Origin of the sequence: Streptomyces sp. CB02366 (genome assembly GCF_001905905.1) — a bacterium.
In the GTDB taxonomy this organism is placed as follows: Bacteria; Actinomycetota; Actinomycetes; order Streptomycetales; family Streptomycetaceae; genus Streptomyces.
The window spans coordinates 322,128-342,701 of sequence record NZ_LIVT01000003.1 but is presented as its reverse complement, the minus strand read 5'-3'; the positions used below and the strand labels follow the sequence as shown (position 1 = coordinate 342,701).

The window sequence follows — 20,574 nt, the reverse complement described above, 5'->3', positions numbered from 1 at the left end:
CCGATAGGATCACGCTCGGGTCCTGAACGTTGATCACGGATCAACGTCCTCCGAGACAGCGGGAATTCACCCGGCCGCGCCGCTGCGGCAATCACGTTCCCGCCGGCGGCCGGAACGCCCGGAACACCGAGTGAGTGGAGTGCCAGTCGTGCGTGGAGGCAGCATCGCCGTCGTCGGCGGCAGCATCGCGGGGTGCGCGGCGGCTCTGGCCGCCTCCCGCGGCGGGGCCGAGCGGATCACCGTTCTGGAACGTGCCGACGACCGGCTCCGCGACCGGGGGGTGGGGATCGCCCTCCACGGCGACCGGTACGACGAGCTGCGGGAAGCCGGATACGTGACGCCCGAGATGCCCTGGGCGCCGCTGACCCGGCGCGTGTGGAGCGTACGGGACGGTGAGGCGGACCACGGCCGGGTCGTCGGCGAGCAGCCGTTCCCCTTCCGCGCCTACAGCTGGGGGTCGCTGTGGAGCGAGCTGCGCCGCCGGGTGCCCGAGGGGGTCGCCTACCGGTCCGGCGCGGTGGTCACCGGGGTGGAGCCCGACGCCGACGGCGTGACGCTGCGGCTCGCGGACGGGTACGAGGAGCGCTTCGACGCCGTGATCGGGGCGGACGGATACCGCTCCGTCGTCCGCGAGGCCATGTTCCCCGGTGCGGACGCCGCGTACGCCGGATACATCGGCTGGCGCGGGACCTCGCCGGAGGTCGCGGGCCTCCCCGCGGACGGCCTCGACGCGCACAACATCGTTTTCCCCGGCGGCCACTGCATGATCTACCGCATCCCGGACGGTCGCGGCGGACACCGGCTCAACTGGGTGCTCTACACCGCGCCCCCCGGGGCGGACGGCCTCCATCCCGACCTCCGGACCCCCACGTCGCTGCCGCCGGGACGGCTCAACTCCCGTCTGACCGAGTGGCTTCGCGCCCTGGTCGCCGACAACTTCCCGCCCTACTGGGCCGCCAGAGTGCTCGGCACCCCCGCCGAAACCACCTTCATCCAGCCCATCTACGACCTGGCGGCGCCGCACTACGCCTCCGGGCGGATGGTGCTCGTCGGCGACGCCGCCAGCGTCGCCCGGCCGCACATCGGCGGCGGCAGCGTGAAGGCGCTCCAGGACGCCACGGCGCTGGAGGCCGCCTGGGCGGCCGGGGGCGATTGGAAGGAGGTCCTGGAGCGTTACGACGCCGGGCGCGGACCGGTCGGGGCCGCGATGGTCGCGCTCGCGCGCCGGATGGGCCACGCGCAGGTCGAGAACACCCCCGACTGGACCGCCATGGACCAGTCCGGGTTCGACGCCTGGTGGCAGGAGCAGAACAGCGGCTCCGACCGGCGCAGCGGCTTCGGCGGCCACAGCATGAAGGCCGGGTAGGCGCGGCGGACCACGGACGGGCCCCCGGGGCCCGTCCGTGCCGGACGCGTGCCGCTCAGCCTCCCGGGCCCGGACCCGCCGCCGTCAGCTCCAGCGCCGCGTGCAGCGCGGTGGCGTCGGCGCGGGCGTCCTCCCCGGCCAGGCGCAGCGTCGTCCGCCCCGAGGTGAGGACCGTGAGGGCGTCGGCGCACTCGACGGCCTGCGCGGGGCTGGGGGAGACCAGCAGGACGGCGAGCCCCTCGGCCGCCAGCGTCCCCACCAGCTCGTGCACCTGCCGTACCAGGACAGGCGCGAGCCCCTCGGTCGGCTCGTCGAGCAGCAGCACCCGCGGGGAGCCGAGCAGCGCCCGGGCCAGCGCCAGCATCTGCTGCTCGCCGCCGGACAGCTCCGCCCCCCGGTTGCCTCGCCGCTCGCCCAGCCGGGGCAGCAGCGCGAGGACCCGCGCCGGGGTCCAGACCCCGGGGCGTGCGGTGTCGCCCCGGCGCGGCGGACGGTGGGACAGCCGCAGGTGCTCCTCCACCGTGAGCCCGGCGAACACCCGGCGGCCCTGCGGTACGAGCCCGATCCCGGCCCGCGCGATCCGGTGCGCCGGGCGCCCGGTCACCTCGCGGCCGTCGACGCGGACGGTTCCCGCGCTCGGGCGCATCAGCCCGGCGACGGTGTGGACGAGGGTGGTCTTGCCCGCGCCGTTGTGGCCGACGACGGCGTGCACCGTGCCGGCGGCGACCGTCAGGTCGAGGCCGTGGAGGACGGTGCCGCCGTGGTAGCCCGCGGTCAGGCCGGTGAGTTCGAGCATCGGGCGCGGTTCAGCCTCTCGCGTCGGTGGGGGACGGGCAGACGGTCGGGACGGCTTCGGCGCCGTCCGGGGCCGCGCCGGGGCCCGCCCCGTGGTACGCCGCGCGGACCTCGGGGCGGGCCAGCACCTCCCGCGTCGGTCCGGTGGCGAGCACCTTCCCGGCGGCCAGCACCGTGGTGGCGGAGGCGAGGCGGGCCACCACGTCGACGTGGTGCTCGACCAGGACGACCGCGACGCTCGACGGCAGACCTCCGACGATGCCGAGCAGTCGGCCGATGTCGGTGTCGGTCAGCCCCGCCGCCGGCTCGTCCAGGAGGAGCAGGCGGGGTTCGCCCGCTAGCGCGGCGGCGAGGTCGAGCATGCGGCGCTGCCCGTGCGAGAGCGTGGCGGCCGGCCGGTGGGCGAGCTCCGCGAGACCGACCCTCTCCAGGTGGCGGCGGGCGGACTCCTGGTGCAGCCGGTAGCGGGACGGCCTGCGCCAGGCCCCGCGACGCTGCGGATGGTGCGGCCAGCCGGCCAGCACGACATTGTCGAGCACCGACAACTCGGCGACGACCGAAGGCTGTTGGAAACTCCGGGCGATACCGAGCCGACTGCGCCCGGCCGTCGCCGTGGAGGTGATGTCGACGCCGTCCAGGGTGATCGTGCCGCGGTCGGGCCGGTCCGTGCCCGCGATCAGGTTCAGCAGGGTGGTCTTGCCCGCCCCGTTGGGGCCGATGACGGCGTGCCGGGCGCCCGGTGCGAGGCGCAGGCTCACGTCGTCCACGGCGGTGAGCGTTCCGTACCTGCGGGTGAGGCCGTCGAGGACGAGGACCGAAGGCGCCGCCGCGGGCGGTGCGGGTGTCATGAGGAGGCCTTCCCGGCGGGGTTCGGTGCGGGCGGTGACGGCTGCCGGCCCCCGGGCCGGGGGGCCGCCTCCGGGGCGGTGGGGGCGTCCGGCGTACCGGGCGCCCGCGGGGCGCCCGGGGCATCAGGAGTAACGGGAACCCCGGGAACCCCCGGAGCGCCCGGCCCCCGGGGCGACGGGCCGTCCCCGCCGCCGCGCAGACCCGCCAGGCCGCGCGGCAGCAGGTACACGGTCGCCACGAAGAGCACACCGAGCAGCAGCGGCCCGTGGCCGGGCCAGGAACCGGCGACCCAGTCCCGGGTGGCGACGATGAGCCCCGCCCCGAGCAGCGCGCCGATCACCGACGTCGTACCGCCGATGACCACCGCCAGCAGCGCGAACGCGGCGATCTCGAACCCGACGTCGGCGGGGGCGAGGTACTGCTGCACGGTCACCATCAGCGAACCGGCCACACCGGCCAGCGCGCCCGCCCCGACGTGGGCCACCAGGAGGTAGCGCCCCACCGGGTGCCCGGAGGCGCGCATCCGGGCCTCCGCGCCCCGCGTGCCGGTGAGCAGCTTCCCGGCCGGGGAGCGCAGGACGAGCAGCGTCAGCGCGACCGCGACGACGGCGACGACGAGCGCGTAGGTGTACAGCTCGCCCTCCTCCACCATCCCCTCCCCGCCCCACAGCGCCTGCGTCGCCGGGAAGCCGACGAGCCCGTCGGCCCCGCCGGTGACGGACTTGAGCTGGTTGACGACCGCGCCGGTCAGCTCCCCGATCGCGAGCGTGATCATCAGGACGGTGGTGCCTCGCGCCCGGACCACCGCGGGCCCCACCACCGCGGCGAAGACGGCGGCGGCGAGCGCGGAGAGCACGATCTGGACCGGGCCCGCGGTCCACCCGGCGTCCGCGAGGTTCGCGGTGGCGTACGCGCCCACGGCGAACGGCGCGGTCTGCCCGAGCGTGGGCAGACCGGCGTAACCGGTGAGAACGGTGACGCTGACCGCGAGCAGCCCCAGGGCCAGGGCGGAACCGGCCAGGGAGACGCTGTACGGGTCCAGCAGGGCGGGCAGCGCGATCAGCGCCGCGAGCAGGGCGAGCAGCGGCGCCGCCCGCCGCACGGGCCCGCCCGGCAGCCGGCCGGCCCACCCGGGCCGGCGGCCCGCGCCCTCGTCGGGGGCGAAGCCGCCCCGGCCCGCGCCCGACGCCGATCCCGCCGCGGAAGCTCCCGCGGCCGTCGCCGTTCCCGCCGCCTCGCGCGGTCGTCTTCGCAGCCGGGCGGCGAGGCGGCCCCGGAGCCGGGCCAGCGGGTCCGGGGCGGGGCTTTCGGGGCCGTGCGCCGCCGGTTCCGTGAACCGGGAGCGCAGCACCAGCACCGCCGCCATCGCGGCGAAGAGCAGGTACGGCGCCAGCGCGGGCGCCAGCGCGACGCCCAGCGTCTGCACCTCGCCCACGGCGACCGCCGCCGCGAGCGTCGCCCACAGCGAGCGCAGCCCGCCGAGCACGACCACCACGAGCGACAGCATCAGCACGTTCTCGGAGGTACCGGGGCCGGGGCCGATGATCGGAGCCCCCAGCACACCCGCCGCCCCCGCCAGCGCGCCCGCCGCCGCGAGGACGCCGGTGTGCACCGCCCGGGGGCTGCGGCCGGTGGCCGCGAGCATCTGCGGGTCGTCGGCGGCGGCCCGTACCGCCGCGCCCATCCGGGTCCGGGTCAGCACCCAGGTACCGAACGCCGCGAGCACCACGGCCATCACGATGAAGCAGAGCCGGTACGCCGGATAGCGGTGCCCCAGCAGCGTCACCGAGGAGTCGAGCGCCTCGGGGACGCGGACGGGGAGTTCGTCCGCTCCGAAGAGCTGGATGAGCAGATCGCCGCCGATCAGGGCGAGCCCGAAGGTCAGCAGCGCCTGCGCCAGATGCCCACGCCGGGCGAGCGGAGCCGTCGCGGCGGCCAGGCCCGCCCCGGCGACGCACGCCGCCGCGGTTCCGGCGGCCAGCCCGAGGGCCAGGCCGCCCCAGGTGCCGTCGCTCAGCTCGGCCCCCGTGTAGGCGCCGATCGCGTACAGCGTGCCGTGCGACAGGTTCAGCACCCCGGCCGTGCCGAAGGCGAGGCTCAGCCCGGCGGCGACCACGAACAGCAGCAGCCCGAAGGCCACCCCGTCCACCGCCGGTACGAGGTGGGCATCGAGGAGGTCCATGTCAGCTGCCGAGGGTCGCCAGGTCCTGGACCATCACGTTCGCCAACCGGGCGCCGTCCGGCCGCACCTGGCGCAGGTACCACGTCTGGACGGGGGAGTGCGCCTTGTCGCCGAACTCCCAGGCGCCGCGCGGGCTGTCGATCTGGCCCAGCCCCGCGATCGCCTTGTTGACGGTCTGCGGCGTCACGTCGCCGTCCTTCGCCGCGTCCGCGATCGCCTTGTCCAGCACGGCGGCCGCGTCGTAGGAGGCCATCGCGTAGGTGGTGGGCTGCGTTTCGTGCTGCGCCGTCCAGTCGGCGGCGAACTTCCGGTTCGCCTCGTTGTCCAGGTCGGCCGCGTAGTTGAGCACGGAGTAGATGTCCTTCGCCGCCGGGCCCTGCGCCTGGAGCACGCTGCCCTCGGTCACGAAGGCCGTGTACAGCGGAAGGTCGGCGATGTCCGACTGGGCGTACTGCTTGGCGAAGTCGATCGCCGCCTTGCCCGCGTAGAAGCAGTACACGGCCTTGGCGTCCGTCTTGGCGATCTCCGCGAAGTACGGCATGAAGTTGGTGGTCTTCGGGAACGGCGTCCAGGTGGTCTTGCCGCCGGGATTGGCGAGCTTGCCCTTGATCCGCTCGAACTCATCGGTGAAGCCGCGCAGTTCGTCGTGTCCGCCCTGGTAGTCCGGCCCGATCGCGTAGACCGGCCCGTCGACCTTCTCCTTGATGTACGGGGCGATGGCCCGGCCCGGTTCGTCGGACAGGAAGCTCGTCGTCCAGACGTACTCGATGTCCTTGACCGGCGGCCGGGCGTTCGATCCGAGCAGGGGGATCTTCGCCTGCTGGATCAGGGGCAGCACCGCGTTGACCGAACCGCCGCCGACGAGGCCGGTCAACACGTCGACCTTGTCCTTCTTGACCAGTTTGGTGGCGGCGGGGACGGCGGTCGGCGGCCCGTCGCCCTCGTCCGCCACGATCAGTTCGACCTTACGGCCGCCCAACTTGCCCCCGTGGGTGTCCAGATACAGCTTGAAGCCGTCCCGCAGCTCCGTGCCGACCGGCTCGTAGGTGCCCGACAGGGAGGCCACCAGGCCGACCTTCACGGTGTCGTCGGAGGCGCCGCCGCCCCCGCTGCAACCGGTGACGGCCGCCAGGCCGAGGGCGAGCGCGGCGGCGCCTGCCGGCCGGAACCGGGCTCTGCTGCGGCGGGGGCTGGAGGGGGTGAAGGGGAACATGAGGGCTCTCATCAGGGGTCGGGGATACGGAACACGGGGGCGCGCCGGAAGCGTCGCCGGGGCGGCGCCGAGGGGACGGCCGGGGACGGTCGGTGGGGGCAGGGCCGTCCGTCAGCGCGGCGCGGAGGCGCCGACGTCGCGCACCTGGGGGGAGAGCGAGTCGCCCACCTGGTTGATCAGTTCGGACATCATGTAGCTGACCTCGCCGATGTCCGCGTCCCGGGTGGTGGTGACGAGCAGCGAGGCTCCGCTGGAGACCGCCATCGAGAACATGTACCCGCCCTCCATCGCGGTGAGACTGTGCTCCACCGGGTCGGTATCGGTCAACTGGGCTGCCGCGGAAAGCAGGTTGACGACTCCGGACGCGATGGCGGCCAGCCGCTCGGCGTCGTCGCGTTCCACGCCGGTGTACGCCAGCGCGAGTCCGTCCACGGACACGGCTATCGCCTGGGTGACTTCCGGAAGACGCCCGGCGAAATCGCTCAGGATCCAGCTCAGGTCGGAGGAGGTGGTCATGTCTCGGTCCGTTCGGTGGTGTCGTCCGGGGCGGAACGCCCCCGGTGGTTCGTGCTCCGGTTGATCCCCTGGGCGTAGGCCGCCAGTACGTCGGAGACCTGCCGGGAGTCCCGGCGGCGGGGCGAGGGGCGCGGGGAGCCGCCGCCGGGGCGCTGCTCGGCCCCCTCCCGCCGGCCCGCGGCGGGCCACTGCTGCGGGGCCCGGCGCTGCCGCACGGGCAGCCCCGAGGAGCTGACCCCGGCGACCCGGGACGCCGGCTCGTCGTGCACGGGGTGCGGTGCGGGCGTGGCGCCGTGCTCCCGGCCCCGCACGCCGCCGTCGCCCCTGCCGGGGTCCGCGGCCGTGCCCGTGGCGGCCGCCGCGCGGTCCGGGGCGCCGGTGCGGTCGGGACGTGCGTTCGTGCGGTCCGGCCGCCGCCGGGCGCGGGGCTCCGGCGTGGTGGCCGGCCGGGGGGAGGTGGGCCCGGCCTGGGCGCCGTGCCCCCCCGAGGGGGGCTCCTCGGCCTCCGTGAAGTTCGTGACCAGCACCTTCGCGGGCAGCGTGACCTCGGCGATGGTGCCGGGGCCCGAGGAGTCGCGCAGCTCGACAACGATGCCATGGCGTGCCGCGAGCCGGGCCACCACGTGCAGCCCCATGGACCGTACGTCCCCGATGCCCGCCTGCGGCTCGCGCAGCGCCGCGTTGTGAGCCGCTCGGCGCTCCGGCGCGATGCCCACGCCCTCGTCGACGATCTGCACGACGGCCCGGTCCCACAACCGCCAGACGGCGACCCCGACCTGCTTGTCCGGGGGCGAGTACCGGGTGGCGTTGTCGAGCAGCTCCGCCAGGATGTGCGCCACGTCGTGCACGGCGCGGGCGGTGACGCCGATCCCCGACTCGATCACACCGAGCGAGACGCGGTCGAACCGCTCGATCTGCTGGGCGGCCGCCATGATGACGGTGGAGCACCCGACATCGGCGGAGCGCACCCGGGCGTTCCCGTAACCGCCCAGTACCAGAAGGTTGTTGGTGTTGCGCTCCATGCGGACGGCCAGGTGGTCGAGCGCGAAGAGGGCCTTCATGCGCAGGGGGTCGGCCTCGTCGCGCTGCACCGTGTCCAGTTCGGACACCATGACCGCGGTCAACCGCGCTCCCCGGCGCGCGACACCGACCAGGGTCTCGGCCAACTGCTCGTGTGTCTGCGCCTGTTGTGCGGCGAGGCGGACAGCCTCGTGATGGACGGCGTTGAACGCCTCGCCGACCTCGCCGATCTCGTCCCGGCCCGTGGTCCTGACCGGGTCGCCGGACCGCTGCGCCACCTCCTCGGGCGTCGCGCCGCGCAGGGCGCCGGGCCGGGACAGTTCGTTCATCACGGCGGGCAGTCCGGAGTGGGCGACCTCGTGCGCGGCGTTGCGCAGATCGCGCAGCCGCCGGAGCATGACGCGCCCCAGCCGGATCGCCACGACCACGACGCCGACCAGGGTCAGCACCACCAGCCCGACTTCCGCGGCCGCCGTCCGGACGAGGGTGACGCGGACGTCGGACACCTGGGCGAGGACGGCCGCGTCGACCCGCTTCTCCACCGAACGCAGCAGCTCCTGCCGGTCCTGGGCGGCCTTCTGCCACTGCTCCGGCGTGACGGTGATCTCCCGGCCGGCCCCCGTGCGCCCGATCTCGTCCTCCAGGCGCCGGGCCTCCAGGGCCTCGGCCCCGGAGAGGGTCCGCTCCAGCCAGGTCCGCCACTCGCCGGGACCGAGGTCGTACAGGACGCCGATCGACTCGGTGTAGCCCATCCGGCCGGCGTCGAAGGTCCGCTGCGAGGCGGTGGTGAAGCCTCCCGCGGCCTGCGCCCGTCCGACGGTGACCTGCTGCTGGGCCGTGTGCTCGGCGGCCTCGGACAGGGCGGCGGCGGCGCGGATGCGGTCCGCGATGTCGGCGTCCACGCCGTCCGCCTGGGCGATGCCGTCCCGATAGCCGTTCAGGTCGGCGATCACGATGCGATAGCCGAAGGCGAGGGCGGAGACGGTGCTGCTTCCGGAACGCACCTGGGCGCGCAGTCCGGGCATCTCCTCGACGAAGCGCTCGATCCGGCGCAGGGCTCCCTCGGCGCTGCCGGGAACCGCGGTGAGCCCCTTCGTCCTGCCCTGGAAGCGGGTGATGCTCCGGTCGGTCTCGTCGGTGCGCGCCCGGAAGGTCTCCGCGCTTCCCTGTCCGGAGACCAGGGCGGTGGCCGCCGCCCGTTCGCGTTGTAATCGGTAGGTCAAGTCAGCTGCTCCGTCAGCGACTTCGACCATCGAGGTCAGCCGTCCGGCCTGGATCGCCTGGTCGGTGGCGGGCACGAGGGCCAGGACCGAGAAGGCGACGGCGACGGTGAGCGGGGCGCTGACGAGAAGGACGAGGCGACGTTTGATTTTCACCGCGCGGCTCCGTCGCCGGAACCGGGCTTGTGTATCGGGGGCACGCAAATACCTGTCAACGGGGGGGTGGGGGCGGCGATATGTCCGTAGAGGTGAGGGGAGTTGGTGCGGGTGGGGCGGAAGTTGCCCCTGTGGCACGGCATGATCCTATGCCGAAGTGAGCCCCCGCGGGCGAGGGAATCCCCGAAAAATCTGTACGCCGTTCACAGAAGGGTGGCCTGATTGCGCTCACAAGTGGCCATAAAACAAAGGTTCTTGAGGTCAACAGGCACGACAGGCCGTCGCGTGGGCCACCGTCGCCCCCCGGCGGCCGGACCGGCCCGGAGGCCGAGGCGGGCCGCCCGGCCGGAAGCCGGACCGGCCCGCCGGGCGGGCGTCAGTCGTCGAGGGCGTCCATGACCTCGCCGAGGTCGACGAACTTGAAGTTGGTCGAGTCCCGGTCGCCGTCGCCGGGGGCGTCGTGCCCGTCCTGGACGACGAGGAGGCCGTCGGGGTACGCGGAGCCGAGCGGGGCGTTGAGGACCGCGGCGCCGTCGCACTCCTCGGAACCGTCGAGGGCGTCGTTCGCGGCGGCGACCCGGAAGCCGCCCTCGTACTCGTTGGCGTCCTCCAGTTCGCGGTCGTAGGCGGCGAAAGTGTTGTCGCCCTGGCTGGAGGCGAGGAGGTAGCCGTCGCCGTCGGGTTCGGTGAGCAACGTCAGGCCCTCGACGTCCGCGGAGATCCTCGTGCCGCCGAAGCCGGGGTCGACGCCCGGCGCGCACTCCTCGGTCTCCTCGTCGTAGACGCCCGGGACGCCGTACTCGCGGACCTTGTCGATCAGCTTCGGCGTGCCGGTGAGGTCGGCGCGCATCCGCCAGATGCCGACGTCCTCCTGACCGGCGTAGAGCATGCCGTTGGCCGGGTCGACAACCATCCCCTCGACCTGGGGCAGCTCGCCGGGCTCGCCGCACGGCGACCAGGAGGCGCCGTTGGGCAGCCGGAAGGAGGAGGGCAGGTCCAGGGTGCGGATCTTGCGGTAGGTGACCTTGCCGCCCGCGGCCGGCAGCAGCTCCAGGAGGGCGATACTGGTGCGTTCGCGACGGCTGACCAGGGCGTACGCCTTCCCGGTCGCCGGGTCCGTCCAGGCCGCCAGACCGTAGGCGGTCCGCTGCTCGTTGATGTCGGCCTGGTCGCGGGAGAACACGGGCGGCGCGGCGGGGTCGGTGATGTCGGTCAGCGGACCGCCGGCGCGGTCGCGGTCGATGCGGTGGAAACGCAGCCGGTCGTGGCCGCGGTCGCTGGTGACGGCCAGGTCGGCCTTCCCCGAGGAGAGCCGCAGCCCGTGGACGAGGTCCACGTTGTTGAAACGGCCCGGCGCGTCGTCCTCGCCCGCGGCGGGGGGCGCGGCTATCGACTGCACCAAACGCGCTTCCAGGTCGTAGACGCGCAGGCCCCCCTCCTTGGCGGTGGCGACGACGAGGCTGCGGCCGGGGGCCGCGGCGTTGCGCCAGATGGCGGGGTCGTCCGCGTCGGCGTTGCCGCCCTCGTCGTCGTCGTGCAGCACCGGCGTCTCCGCGCGCGGGGCGACGGTCGGCAGCGCGTCGTCTGAAACGCGATGGCGGCCCTCCGCCTGCGCCGGTGCGGCCAGGGCCGCCGCCGTCAGGGCCGTGGCCACGGTCAGCACGGCCGACCGGACGATCATGGAGCGAGTCACGCTGATCTCCTCTGGAAGGGGGACAGTCCCGCGAGAGCGTGGCCCCTCTTCGTGTCGGCACGGCGGCCGCCGACCGACCGGTAACCCCCTTCTCCCGTGTACAGGGGGTGAACGCCACAGACCGTACGCACCCTGATGAGCGAGATCTGCAACGCGTTCTTCACGCAGGGCCCCACGGGATCGATCTTCAACCGGTCCCCGCCGACCCGGCAAGAACTCGACTTCATTCTCTGTTCCGACGGCACGGTCCGTAAGCGGCACAGTGAGAACATCGGCAGTGCGATCCTGCGCTCCAGCTTCATGCCGAACCAGCACCTCTACCGCAACGGCCGGTCCATGGCTCTGGACGGCTCTGACGTCAGATCCTTCGGGCCGGTGGTCAACGGTGATTTCAAGGACTTCAGCAGGGTCGCCACTTTCCATGGCGGCGACACTCCCTACGGGTATTGCGACCAGACCTCCGGGTGCGGCGGCAACCCCTGGGCATAGACCGGGGGACCGGCCGGACGCGAACCGTGCGGGCCGCAGCTGCTTCGAAGGGTGAGGTGGAGACCCCGACTGCAACGTAGGGTAATCCGAAGGGAATCCTGGGAGAGGGTGCGTTCCGTCCTCTCCCAGGATCAGGTCAAGGAGAAACCGTCATGCCCCTCCTGGCGATCGCCTACATGACCGCGTGGCTCGTTTTCTCGCTGCTCGGTTTCTGGAAGTTGACCGACCCGAGGCGTCAGATGCTGTTGTCCGGCTCCCTGGTCGTGGTCGCCGTCGGGGTCACCTTCGGCGTGTTGTGCAACGCCGGCCTCGGTGTCTTCGTCTTCGGTATCGGCGTGATCGCGGCACTCGTGCGGCTCAGGCGCGCGTGGGGCCGACCGCCCATCGCTCCTCCCCGCTGACCGGTCGTGACCTGGATTCCTCCAGTGAAGGCAGGGCCTTCCCATGGCCCATGCCCCGGAGTCCCGGTGATCACCGGATGTCGTGGAGGGCAACGGTCGCCGTACGGTGGGTGCAAACGCTGTTCAGCGCTCCCGATCGCCCTGTTTGCGGCCTTCCTGCCCCCCCCTGAACGGGCAGCGAGACCGCCCCTGCCAACGGCGACAGCACGCCGTAACCGCGACCTGATTACTCCGGTACACGGGGAATGCGCCCACCTCGGCGGATAAAGTTGTCCGCCGGGGGCGCGGGGCCCGGCCCGGCACGGGACCGCGGGGCGCGAACACGCACCACGAACCGACCGGATCCGCCGACGAGCAGCAGACCGCCCTGCGCAGTCCCGCGGAACTCACCGAACCTCTCCCGTACTTGCTCGGATCCCCCCGCTGATTCCTTGCCAGGACAGCGAGCGTTTCAGCGTTGCCTCTCCAGGGCGAGGAGGGGTCGGGCGATAACCCTCATCCGGTGGGGCTGGTGCGGGTTCCACGGAAGGCCTGCCAGGACTTCAGGCGTGCCATGCCTCGTTCGGCGGATGCACGAGCTGCGGACGGGGTCCGGTTCGCGGTCTGCTCGGTGGTTCGGCTCGCATGAGGAGGGCGAGCAGGCCGCCGAAGAGGAAGAACGAGAAGGACGTGATCAGGTAGAGGTGTCCGATCTCCTGATGGCCGGTGGTGCTCAGCCGGCTCACCACCACCTTTCCCGGGCCGCTGTGGGCAACGGGCACGGGAGTGACGGGTTCAGGAGTAACGGGTTCGGTCGATGCGGCCATGGATCCGCCTCGAATGGCCGTCGCTGGGAAACGGATCACTGAGTGCCCTGATCCGGGCTTCCCGAACTGCCCCGTCACCCGGATGGACGCGCCCCGAGTGCACTTGTCCGGATCCGGTGCTTCCAGCGAGGAATCCACGAGTTTCCGGCCGGATATCGCCGTAGCGCCTTGCGGAGGGTCGACGCGCCAGCCCCAGGAGTCGGGTATGGATCGTGTATTCGGTCCCATGGGTGCGGGCACAGGCGGTGTGGATTTCTGGTTTGAGCGTATGCCGCCGGGATACTCGGTGATCTCCCCCCTGCCTTCGAAGGAGGCGTGGCATGGCTTTCAATCCTTTGGAGCAGCGCGGTATCCCGCTGGACCGTCAGCTGAGGAATTGGCGCGAGCTGAATGTGAAGCCGATCGATCCCGACCACTGTGACCCTTACACCCGGTGCCGCATCATCACGATGAACGGCATCGAGGTCGAGGCGATCATGTTCAGTCACCAGATGGCCCGGCATTGTCCGGACCTCGAGGTCAAGCAGCAGCTCGCCCGGACGAGGTACATCGAGGCGCAGCAGCAGAAGGTGGTGAACTGGCTGCTTCCCGGGGTTTCCTCGGTGCTGGAGACGACGATCGCCTATGAGCAGGTGGCGGTGGACCTGACCGCGTGGGTGGCGAGGATGGAGCCGGATCCGTACCTGAAGCAGGCGTATCAGTTCGGTGTGCTGGAGGATTTCGACCACCTGTACCGGTACGCCAACCTGTACGAGATGATCGAGCACCGCAAGGCCGAGAAGATCGTGGACGGGCTCACCGAGGTCATGCCGGGGCGCCCCACTCCGCTGCACCACCGTGATCCGGTCGACAACGTGCGCGAGCCGTACGACAAGGACACCGTCAACCCGCTGTCCCGGCTGCACGCGCTGACGATCATGTCGGCCGAACAGCAGACGATGAACTTCTACATGAATACCGGACCCACCTACATGGAGCCCATCGCCCGCCGGCTCTACCAGGAGATCGGGCTCATCGAGGAGGAGCACGTCACCCACTACGAGTCGCTCGTCGATCCGGGCGAGTCCTGGTGGGAGCAGCTCGTCCACCACGAGTACAACGAGTGCTACCTCTACCACTCCTTCATGGAGCAGGAGAGCGACCCGAGGGTCAAGGCGGTCTGGGAACTCCACCTGAACATGGAGCTGGAGCACCTGCACATCGCGGCGGACCTGATGCGCCGGCACGACGGGCGTGAGGCGGCCGAGGTCTGCGCGCCGTCGCTGCCCAACGTGCTCACCTTCGAGCCGAACAAGGGCTACCTGCGCGAGCTGATCGCCAACCAGCTGGACCTGACCACTCTGGGCACCGGATACGTCCGGGAGGCCCATGAGCGGTTCGAAGCCATGCAGGAAGCCATCCACGGCGGTGAGCCGGCCCCCAGCGACCAGGTGCTGGCCCAGCACGACGCCATGATCGGCGGGGACTACCGGCTGGAGACCGAAGGCGAGCACCCGGTCCCCGGCCTCCGGTCGGCCGAGTGACGACCCCGCCCCCCGGTCACCGGCCGGCAACGACCGAGGAGAGCCCCATGACCGCACAGGCTGGACAGTCCGAAGCACCGCCGACCGATGACGACGACGTGGTGGCCATGCTCATGCGCCAGCACGGAGACATCCGCAACCTCTTCGACGAGGTCGAGCACAGCAGCGGCGACGCGCGCAGGGACGCCTTCCGGCGCCTGGTGCGCCTCCTGGCCGTCCACGAGACGGCCGAGGAGGAAGGGGTCCACCCCTTCGCCCGACGCGGTTTCCCCGGCGGCGAACAAGTGGTGGAGGACCGCCTCCAGGAGGAGAAGGCCGCGAAGGAGGCGCTCGCCGACCTCGACGCCCTGGACACCGACGACCCCACCTTCATGCCCCAGCTCATGAAGCTGCGCAGGGACGTCCAGCACCACGCACGCGCCGAGGAGCGCTACGAGTTCACCCACATCCGCCGCAGCACCGACAGCGCCCGGCTCGCCTCCATGGCACGGGGAGTCAGGGCCGCCGAGGCCATGGCCCCCACCCGGCCCCATCCGGGCGTGGAATCCGCCGGCGCCAACATGGCCCTGGGGCCCCTCGCCGCGCTCATGGACCGCACCAAGGACGCCGTACGCAAAGCCATGGGCAAGGACGGCTGACCACCGCGTCGAGCAGCTGATCCTCGGACGGCGACGTCCGCAGGAGGAGCACAGGCGGCTCGGACGGTGTGTCCCCTGCGCGGGAGACGCGCGGCCAGGACTCGCCTCCGCGCTTCCGTCGCCGCCCCCGGGCTCGCCCCGGGACGGTGACCGCGGTGGCCTCCGGCCGCTGCTGAGAGGCCGTCGGCCGGAGAGGCCGGTGAGGACACGAAAGACCGGAGCGGGCAGGTGCGGGATTTTGGGCGCGCATCGTGTTCATCTCCCGATGTCCGGTTTCTCCCGAGTGCGGGCCCGCACCGCACTACGGGGCAGAGAGAGGGAGTAGTTGGCTGTGACAGACGTAGCGAGCGCCGGGACGGCCGCGGACGACGACCGACCGGAGCTCACGAACCGGCAGGGCCATGCTGTCTACGACAATCAGAACCAGCGCACCGTCGGGGCCCGGGGCCCGGCGACTCTGGAGAACTACCAGTTCCTGGAGAAGATCAGTCACTTCGACCGGGAACGCATCCCCGAACGGGTGGTTCACGCCCGGGGCGTGACGACGTACGGCTACTTCGAGGCGTACGGGAAGTGGGGCGAGGAGCCCGTTTCCCGCTACACCCGGGCCAAGCTGTTCCAGGAGGCGGGCAAACGCACGGACGTCGCGGTCCGCTTCTCCACGGTGATCGGCGGACGCGACTCCTCCGAGGCGGCGCGTGACCCACGGGGATTCGCCGTCAAGTTCTACACCGAGGACGGCAACTGGGACCTCGTGGGCAACAACCTCGGTGTGTTCTTCATCCGGGACGCGATCAAGTTCCCCGACGTCATCCACGCCCTCAAGCCGGACCCGGTCTCCCACGAGCAGAAGCCGGGCCGCATCTTCGACTTCATGTCGCAGACCCCGGAGAGCATGCACATGCTCGTGAACCTGTTCAGCCCCCGGGGCATCCCGTCCGACTACCGTCATATGCAGGGCTTCGGCGTCAACACGTACAAGTGGGTGAACGCCGCAGGGGAGACGGTGCTGGTCAAGTACCACTGGATGCCGAAGCAGGGCGTCCGCAGCATGACCGCCGAGGACGCGGCGAACGTCCAGGCGTACGAGCTGGGGCACGCCACGAAGGACCTCTACGACGCGATCCGGCGGGGGGACCACCCCGAGTGGGAGCTGGTCGTGCAGATGATGTCCGACGACGACCATCCCGAGCTGGACTTCGACCCGCTGGACGACACGAAGACCTGGCCGGAGCAGGATTTCCCGCCGAAGGCGGTGGGCCGGATGGTGCTGGACCGGGTGCCGGACAACTACTTCGCGGAGAACGAGCAGGTGTCCTTCGGCACCGGTGTACTGGTCGACGGGCTGGACTTCTCGGACGACAAGATGCTGGTCGGCCGGACCTTCTCCTACAGCGACACCCAGCGCTACCGGGTGGGGCCGAACTACCTGCAACTCCCGGTCAACCAGGCGAAGAACGCCCGCGTCGCCACCAACCAGCGCGACGGGATGATGGCGTACGACAACGGCCACCACGGTGAGAACCCCGAGGTGAACTACGAGCCGTCGATCACCGGAGGACTGCGTGAGGCCCGGTATCCGACGCACGACGAGCAGGGCCCGGAGATCCACGGCCGCCTGACCCGTAAGCGCATTCCCCGGACCAACGACTACATGCAGGCCGGCCAGCGCTACCTCCTCATGGAGGACTGGGAACGGGACGATCTGGTGACGAACCTCGTCCAGATGCTCTCCGCGTGCGACCGGGCGGTGCAGGAAAGGATGGTCTGGCACTTCCTCCTCGTCGAGAACGAGCTCGGCTGCCGGGTCGGCGACGGACTGGGCATCACCCCGCAGGAAGTCAAGGGACTGAAGCCCCTGGCCGGCCAGGACCTCTCGGACGACGACCGTGAGCGTCTGGCCCGGCTCGGCGAGAACCCCCCACGCGACGTCGAAGGACTCACCATGACGCACTGCGTTCCCGACGAGCGGCACGTCGTCACCCGCTGAGCGTGCAGGTGGGACGCGGAGCCCGCGGCCGTGCGCCGGGTCCGCCCCGGCGAACCCGGCCCGGGCCCGGCGCCGCACCGATGCACCGCGTCCGGGGCGCCGTCCGCACCGCCACGAGCGAGAACGGGGGCTCCGTCGCCCCGGCGGCCTGCGAGGGAAAACGAGAAGCAGTGGGGAAACCGAGAAGACGGGGAAGAGAACACATGGTGATCGACGAGGCTCTCGTCCGCGAGCTGCTGGACGCGGCGGACGACGACTCCGCCCTCGTCCTGCTGGAGGGCCGTGCCCGAGTGGCGGGACGGTCCGCCCTGGACGGTGACGACCTCCGCGGCGCCGCGGTGGTGCTGACCCGGGCAGAGCTCGTGGACCGGCTGGGCACCGCACGCCCCGCCCCGCAGGACCTGACGCTGGTGGCGACGTCGCTGGACGACGCGGTCGGCAAGCTCGGCGGCTGACGCGTCCGTTCTCGTGACGGCCGTCCAGCGCCCGCTACGGGTGTGGAGCGCCGGAAACGGGCTACCCAGGGCCTACCGAAGGTCGTCGTACGAGAGGGGCGTCATCATGTCTTCGACGGACACGCCGGTGCGGATCCAGTTCGTCGGCAACGCGACGTTGCTGTTGCGGTACGGGCCGCTGACCCTGCTCACCGACCCGAACTTCCTGCATCGCGGGCAGCACGCCCACTTGGGATACGGCCTGCTGACGAAGCGTCTCAAGGAACCGGCTCTCACCGTCGGCCGGCTCCCCGACCTCGACGCCATCGTGCTGTCCCACCTGCACGGCGACCATTGGGACCGGGTGGCCCGCAGAAACCTGGACCCCGCCCTGCCCGTCCTCACGACCCCGCAGGCGGCTCGGATCCTGCGCACTTTCCAGGGCTTCAGCCGTGCCACAGGGCTGCGGGACTGGGAGCACCGCAGCCTCGTCAAGGACGGTCACCGGATGCGCCTGACCGCGATGCCCGGCCGTCACGCACTCGGTCTCCTCCGCGGTCTGCTGCCGCGTGTGATGGGAAGCATGATCGAGTTCGGTCCGGAGAGCGGACCGGCGCGACTGCGTGTGTACATCTCCGGTGACACGCTCCTGTTCGACGGAGTGGACGAGATCGCCCGACGCTACCCGGACACCGACATGGCGGTTCTGCATCTGGGCGGCACCCGGCTGCCGGGCGGCCTCGTGGTCACCATGGACGGACGGCAAGGTGCGGAACTCGCGCGGCGCCTGGGCCCGCGGCACACGCTCCCCGTCCATTACGACGATTACAGCGTGATGAAGTCGCCGCTGAGCGCGTTCCTGGACGAGATGGACCGGCGCGGGCTCGGGGAGCGGGTCGTGCACTGCGGGCGCGGCCAGGTCGCGACGCTCACCCCCGACGACCCGCGGGTCCACGTGCGCTGACCATCCCCGCTCGCCCCCTGACCGCCGCCCCGCGAGAGGCGGTCAGCGCGGGGGCAGGCGGTGCAGCGCCACCTCGCCGAGGACTCCGTCCGCCACGGTGCAGGTCATGTACGTGCGGTACGGCTGCCGTCTGCGGTCCGTCGGCGAGCCCGGGTTCAGCAGGCGCATACCGCCCGGGGCCTCGGTGTCCCAGGGGATGTGGCTGTGGCCGAAGACCAGGACGTCCAGGTCCGGGTGGAGCGCGGCGCAGCGCGCTTCCCGTCCGCGGGCCGCCCCCGTCTCGTGGACCACGCCGAACCTCAGGCCCCCGAGGCGGACGCGGGCCACCTCCGGCAGCCGGGACCGCAGTTCCGGGCCGTCGTTGTTGCCGTACACCCCGACCAGGCGCCGCGCGCGCCCCTCCAGCAGATCCAGGGTGGCGACATCGACCCAGTCCCCGGCGTGGACGACGACGTCCGCCCGTTCCACCTCGCGCAGCAGTTCGTCGGGGAGCCGCCTGGCGCGCAGGGGCACATGCGTGTCCGAGACCAGCAGCAGCCGCACGGGCGCGGTCGGTTCGCCATCCATCCGCTACCTCCTTCTCCGGCCGGTCAACCGCGACGGCCGTGGACGTCCGTGCGCGGGGCGGGGCCCGCCCCGGAGCGGCGGCCGGGGCAGACGGCGGCGTGACGCTGCCCGGACCCGGGCCCGCCGCGGGCGGCGAGCGCGTCGGCTACGGCCCCGGTGACGAAGGCGTACACGGCCTTGGGGACGATGTCGACGGCGAGTTCCTTGCGGGGCCAGGGGGGGAGGCGGCGCGCCGAGACCGGTGGCGTTCTCCAGGATGTGGTCAAGGGTAAGCCGGACGACGGCGAACCGCGCGGAGGCGAGCGGCCCGCGCAGCCCGGCGGGCAGGAGGGACTTTCGCGACACACCCCAGGCCCCGCCGGTCTCGTCGAGCCGGCGAGTGGCGGTCTTGTCGTGGTGGCCGGGAGCGTTCGAGATGGTGTGGTCGTCGTTGCCCGCCTCGGCGGGGGGGGGGGGGGGGGGAACCGAACACGTGGGAAAGGAGCCGCCGCCTGAACCGGCTACCCGCTCCGGGTGGGGAGCCAGGTGTCGATGACCTCGGCGACAAGGGCGGCGCCGCGGCTGTTCTGATGGATGTGATCGGTGGTGAGCACGAGCCCCCGGCGCTGCGAGATCGTGTCGAGGCTGTGGCGCAGCAAGGCGCGCCGGACGAGGACGTTGACGCTCGCCGCGGGCGTCGGATCCCGGTAGGGGATCGGCGTCGGGTCCGCCTGGCGTAGCTCCTCGGTCTGGCGTTCGTGGAGCGGGAGGTAGGCGGCCTTGTGGGTGGCGGCGACCTCGGCGATCATGCGGCTGTACGCCTGTGATGCCCGCGCCGCGGCTCCGTCGAGTTGTTGGCCGAGGACCGGGAGGGACAGCAGCGCTATCGTCGCGTCGGTCTGCGTTCGCAGCCGTTCGACGACGGCTCCCAGGCACTGCTGGAACCAGCCGGCCGACGGGCGCTCGGGGAGTTGTTTGCGCTTCACGGCCCGCTCGACGGGGTAGCCGGCGAGGCTTGCCCGGGCGTCGTTGGTCCCGATCAGCACGGTGATCACGTCGGGTGGATCCGCGACGACGGCATCGAGGCGCTGGGAGAGGTTGTGGGCGAAGTCGCCGTTGACGCCGAAGCGGGTGAGCCGTACCTCGCAGGGAGGGCGGCGCCCTTCGAGGAGGTCCAGGTAGTCGACGCTCAGTTGCGCGCGGGTGAGGCTGTCGCCGAGGCACGCGACACGGGTCGTCACGGCGTTCGGGGGCCGGACGCGCCGGCGTGCTCGGTGGGAAGGGCTTCGGTCCGGGGACGGTGCTCGGTGCCGAGGCCGGCGGTGATGGTCAGGATGGACGCCGGTCCCGCCATGTCGACCGCGTGCCACGTCCCGGCCGGGTTGACGGTGGCCTGGCCCGGCCCGAGCACAACCCGTTGGGGCACTCCGTCCACATCGCGGGTGACCGTCACCGACCCGCTGAGGCAGACGACCAGTTCGTCACCGGCGGGGTGGCGCTCCCCGTGGTCGCCGGGGCCTTCGCCGTCGATGATCGTCACCAACCGGCCCTCGGCGCCGTCCGCCGCGACCGCGGCGGTGTAGGCATGGAGCACCTCCGGATCCCAGGCGAAGCCCTCGACGGGGTTCGCTCTCGACCCCAGCCCGAGGTGCACGGGGGTGGTCCGCAGGTCGATGGCGTCGGGTTCGTGATGGACGAGTCTCATGCCGACGATCGTGACAGGGCGGCGACAGGGGGTCTTGAAGGAAAGGGAACGGAAGCCGACGCGATGGA

19 protein-coding genes and 2 pseudogenes are annotated in these 20,574 nt (G+C 72.0%); 8 read left to right on the top strand and 13 right to left on the bottom strand.

Going from position 1 to position 20,574, the window contains the following annotated elements:
- Window positions 1-148 precede the first annotated feature (148 nt).
- Window positions 149-1,366, top strand: coding sequence for an FAD-dependent monooxygenase (locus tag AMK24_RS10095; RefSeq protein ID WP_073767260.1), 1,218 nt, complete (start codon window positions 149-151; stop codon window positions 1,364-1,366).
- A 55-nt stretch (window positions 1,367-1,421) separates the two neighbouring features.
- Here AMK24_RS10095 and AMK24_RS10090 read toward each other — a convergent pair whose 3' ends face one another.
- From AMK24_RS10090 to AMK24_RS10060, 7 genes are all read right to left on the bottom strand, one after another.
- Window positions 1,422-2,162: an ABC transporter ATP-binding protein gene (locus tag AMK24_RS10090; RefSeq protein WP_073767259.1), complete on the bottom strand. Its 741-nt coding sequence runs from the start codon at window positions 2,160-2,162 to the stop codon at window positions 1,422-1,424.
- Between the two features lie 10 nt (window positions 2,163-2,172).
- Window positions 2,173-3,009, bottom strand: a complete 837-nt coding sequence (locus tag AMK24_RS10085; RefSeq protein ID WP_073767257.1) for an ABC transporter ATP-binding protein — start codon at window positions 3,007-3,009, stop codon at window positions 2,173-2,175.
- The gene (locus AMK24_RS10080; protein ID WP_073767255.1) at window positions 3,006-5,192 is read right to left on the bottom strand and encodes a branched-chain amino acid ABC transporter permease; all 2,187 of its coding nucleotides are present in this window, start codon (window positions 5,190-5,192) and stop codon (window positions 3,006-3,008) included. Before AMK24_RS10080 ends, AMK24_RS10085 begins: the two co-directional genes overlap by 4 nt.
- Before the next feature lies 1 nt (window position 5,193).
- Entirely contained in the window at window positions 5,194-6,405 is a 1,212-nt protein-coding gene (locus AMK24_RS10075; RefSeq protein ID WP_073767253.1) for an ABC transporter substrate-binding protein, read from the bottom strand.
- Window positions 6,406-6,516: 111 nt separating this feature from the next.
- Window positions 6,517-6,921 (bottom strand): roadblock/LC7 domain-containing protein, encoded by a 405-nt coding sequence (locus tag AMK24_RS10070; RefSeq protein ID WP_073767251.1) that lies wholly within the window; start codon window positions 6,919-6,921, stop codon window positions 6,517-6,519.
- Window positions 6,918-9,317, bottom strand: coding sequence for a sensor histidine kinase (locus tag AMK24_RS10065; protein WP_073767249.1), 2,400 nt, complete (start codon window positions 9,315-9,317; stop codon window positions 6,918-6,920). The genes AMK24_RS10070 and AMK24_RS10065 overlap by 4 nt, the downstream gene beginning before the upstream one ends.
- A gap of 376 nt (window positions 9,318-9,693) precedes the next feature.
- Window positions 9,694-10,998: a phytase gene (locus AMK24_RS10060; protein WP_073767247.1), complete on the bottom strand. Its 1,305-nt coding sequence runs from the start codon at window positions 10,996-10,998 to the stop codon at window positions 9,694-9,696.
- 147 nt (window positions 10,999-11,145) lie between these two features.
- Between AMK24_RS10060 and AMK24_RS10055 the strand changes: the two genes are divergently transcribed.
- Window positions 11,146-11,499 carry a hypothetical protein gene (locus tag AMK24_RS10055; protein WP_073767245.1) on the top strand — a complete coding sequence of 118 codons (354 nt, stop codon included), beginning with the start codon at window positions 11,146-11,148 and terminating at the stop codon, window positions 11,497-11,499.
- A gap of 152 nt (window positions 11,500-11,651) precedes the next feature.
- Complete coding sequence (locus AMK24_RS10050) at window positions 11,652-11,900, top strand: hypothetical protein (RefSeq protein WP_073767243.1); 249 nt, start codon at window positions 11,652-11,654, stop codon at window positions 11,898-11,900.
- A gap of 451 nt (window positions 11,901-12,351) precedes the next feature.
- Here the strand turns inward: AMK24_RS10050 and AMK24_RS34675 are convergent.
- A pseudogene (locus AMK24_RS34675) lies at window positions 12,352-12,536 on the bottom strand (IS5/IS1182 family transposase); the annotation flags it as partial.
- A pseudogene (locus AMK24_RS35400) lies at window positions 12,515-12,706 on the bottom strand (cytochrome ubiquinol oxidase subunit I); the annotation flags it as partial. The pseudogenes AMK24_RS34675 and AMK24_RS35400, both read right to left, overlap by 22 nt.
- Window positions 12,707-13,026: 320 nt before the next feature.
- On the opposite strand from AMK24_RS35400, the gene AMK24_RS10040 reads away from it, so the two are divergent.
- From AMK24_RS10040 to AMK24_RS10020, 5 genes are all read left to right on the top strand, one after another.
- On the top strand, window positions 13,027-14,229 hold the full coding sequence (locus tag AMK24_RS10040) for a hypothetical protein (RefSeq protein ID WP_073767239.1): 1,203 nt from the start codon (window positions 13,027-13,029) through the stop codon (window positions 14,227-14,229).
- A gap of 47 nt (window positions 14,230-14,276) precedes the next feature.
- Complete coding sequence (locus AMK24_RS10035) at window positions 14,277-14,867, top strand: hemerythrin domain-containing protein (RefSeq protein ID WP_073767237.1); 591 nt, start codon at window positions 14,277-14,279, stop codon at window positions 14,865-14,867.
- A gap of 331 nt (window positions 14,868-15,198) precedes the next feature.
- On the top strand, window positions 15,199-16,857 hold the full coding sequence (locus AMK24_RS10030; RefSeq protein WP_073767235.1) for a catalase: 1,659 nt from the start codon (window positions 15,199-15,201) through the stop codon (window positions 16,855-16,857).
- 203 nt (window positions 16,858-17,060) lie between these two features.
- The gene (locus AMK24_RS10025; RefSeq protein ID WP_073767233.1) at window positions 17,061-17,312 is read left to right on the top strand and encodes a hypothetical protein; all 252 of its coding nucleotides are present in this window, start codon (window positions 17,061-17,063) and stop codon (window positions 17,310-17,312) included.
- A 106-nt stretch (window positions 17,313-17,418) separates the two neighbouring features.
- Window positions 17,419-18,255, top strand: coding sequence for an MBL fold metallo-hydrolase (locus tag AMK24_RS10020; RefSeq protein WP_073767231.1), 837 nt, complete (start codon window positions 17,419-17,421; stop codon window positions 18,253-18,255).
- 42 nt (window positions 18,256-18,297) lie between these two features.
- On the opposite strand, the gene AMK24_RS10015 is transcribed toward AMK24_RS10020, so the two are convergent.
- The 4 genes from AMK24_RS10015 to AMK24_RS10000 form a co-directional block, all read right to left on the bottom strand.
- A complete protein-coding gene (locus tag AMK24_RS10015) occupies window positions 18,298-18,798 on the bottom strand; it encodes a metallophosphoesterase family protein (RefSeq protein WP_073768737.1) in 501 nt (166 codons plus the stop codon).
- A 47-nt stretch (window positions 18,799-18,845) separates the two neighbouring features.
- Entirely contained in the window at window positions 18,846-19,088 is a 243-nt protein-coding gene (locus AMK24_RS10010) for a hypothetical protein (protein ID WP_338012689.1), read from the bottom strand.
- A gap of 234 nt (window positions 19,089-19,322) precedes the next feature.
- A complete protein-coding gene (locus AMK24_RS10005; protein ID WP_073767229.1) occupies window positions 19,323-20,042 on the bottom strand; it encodes an SGNH/GDSL hydrolase family protein in 720 nt (239 codons plus the stop codon).
- Entirely contained in the window at window positions 20,039-20,506 is a 468-nt protein-coding gene (locus AMK24_RS10000; protein ID WP_073767227.1) for a cupin domain-containing protein, read from the bottom strand. The genes AMK24_RS10005 and AMK24_RS10000 overlap by 4 nt, the downstream gene beginning before the upstream one ends.
- Window positions 20,507-20,574 lie beyond the last annotated feature (68 nt).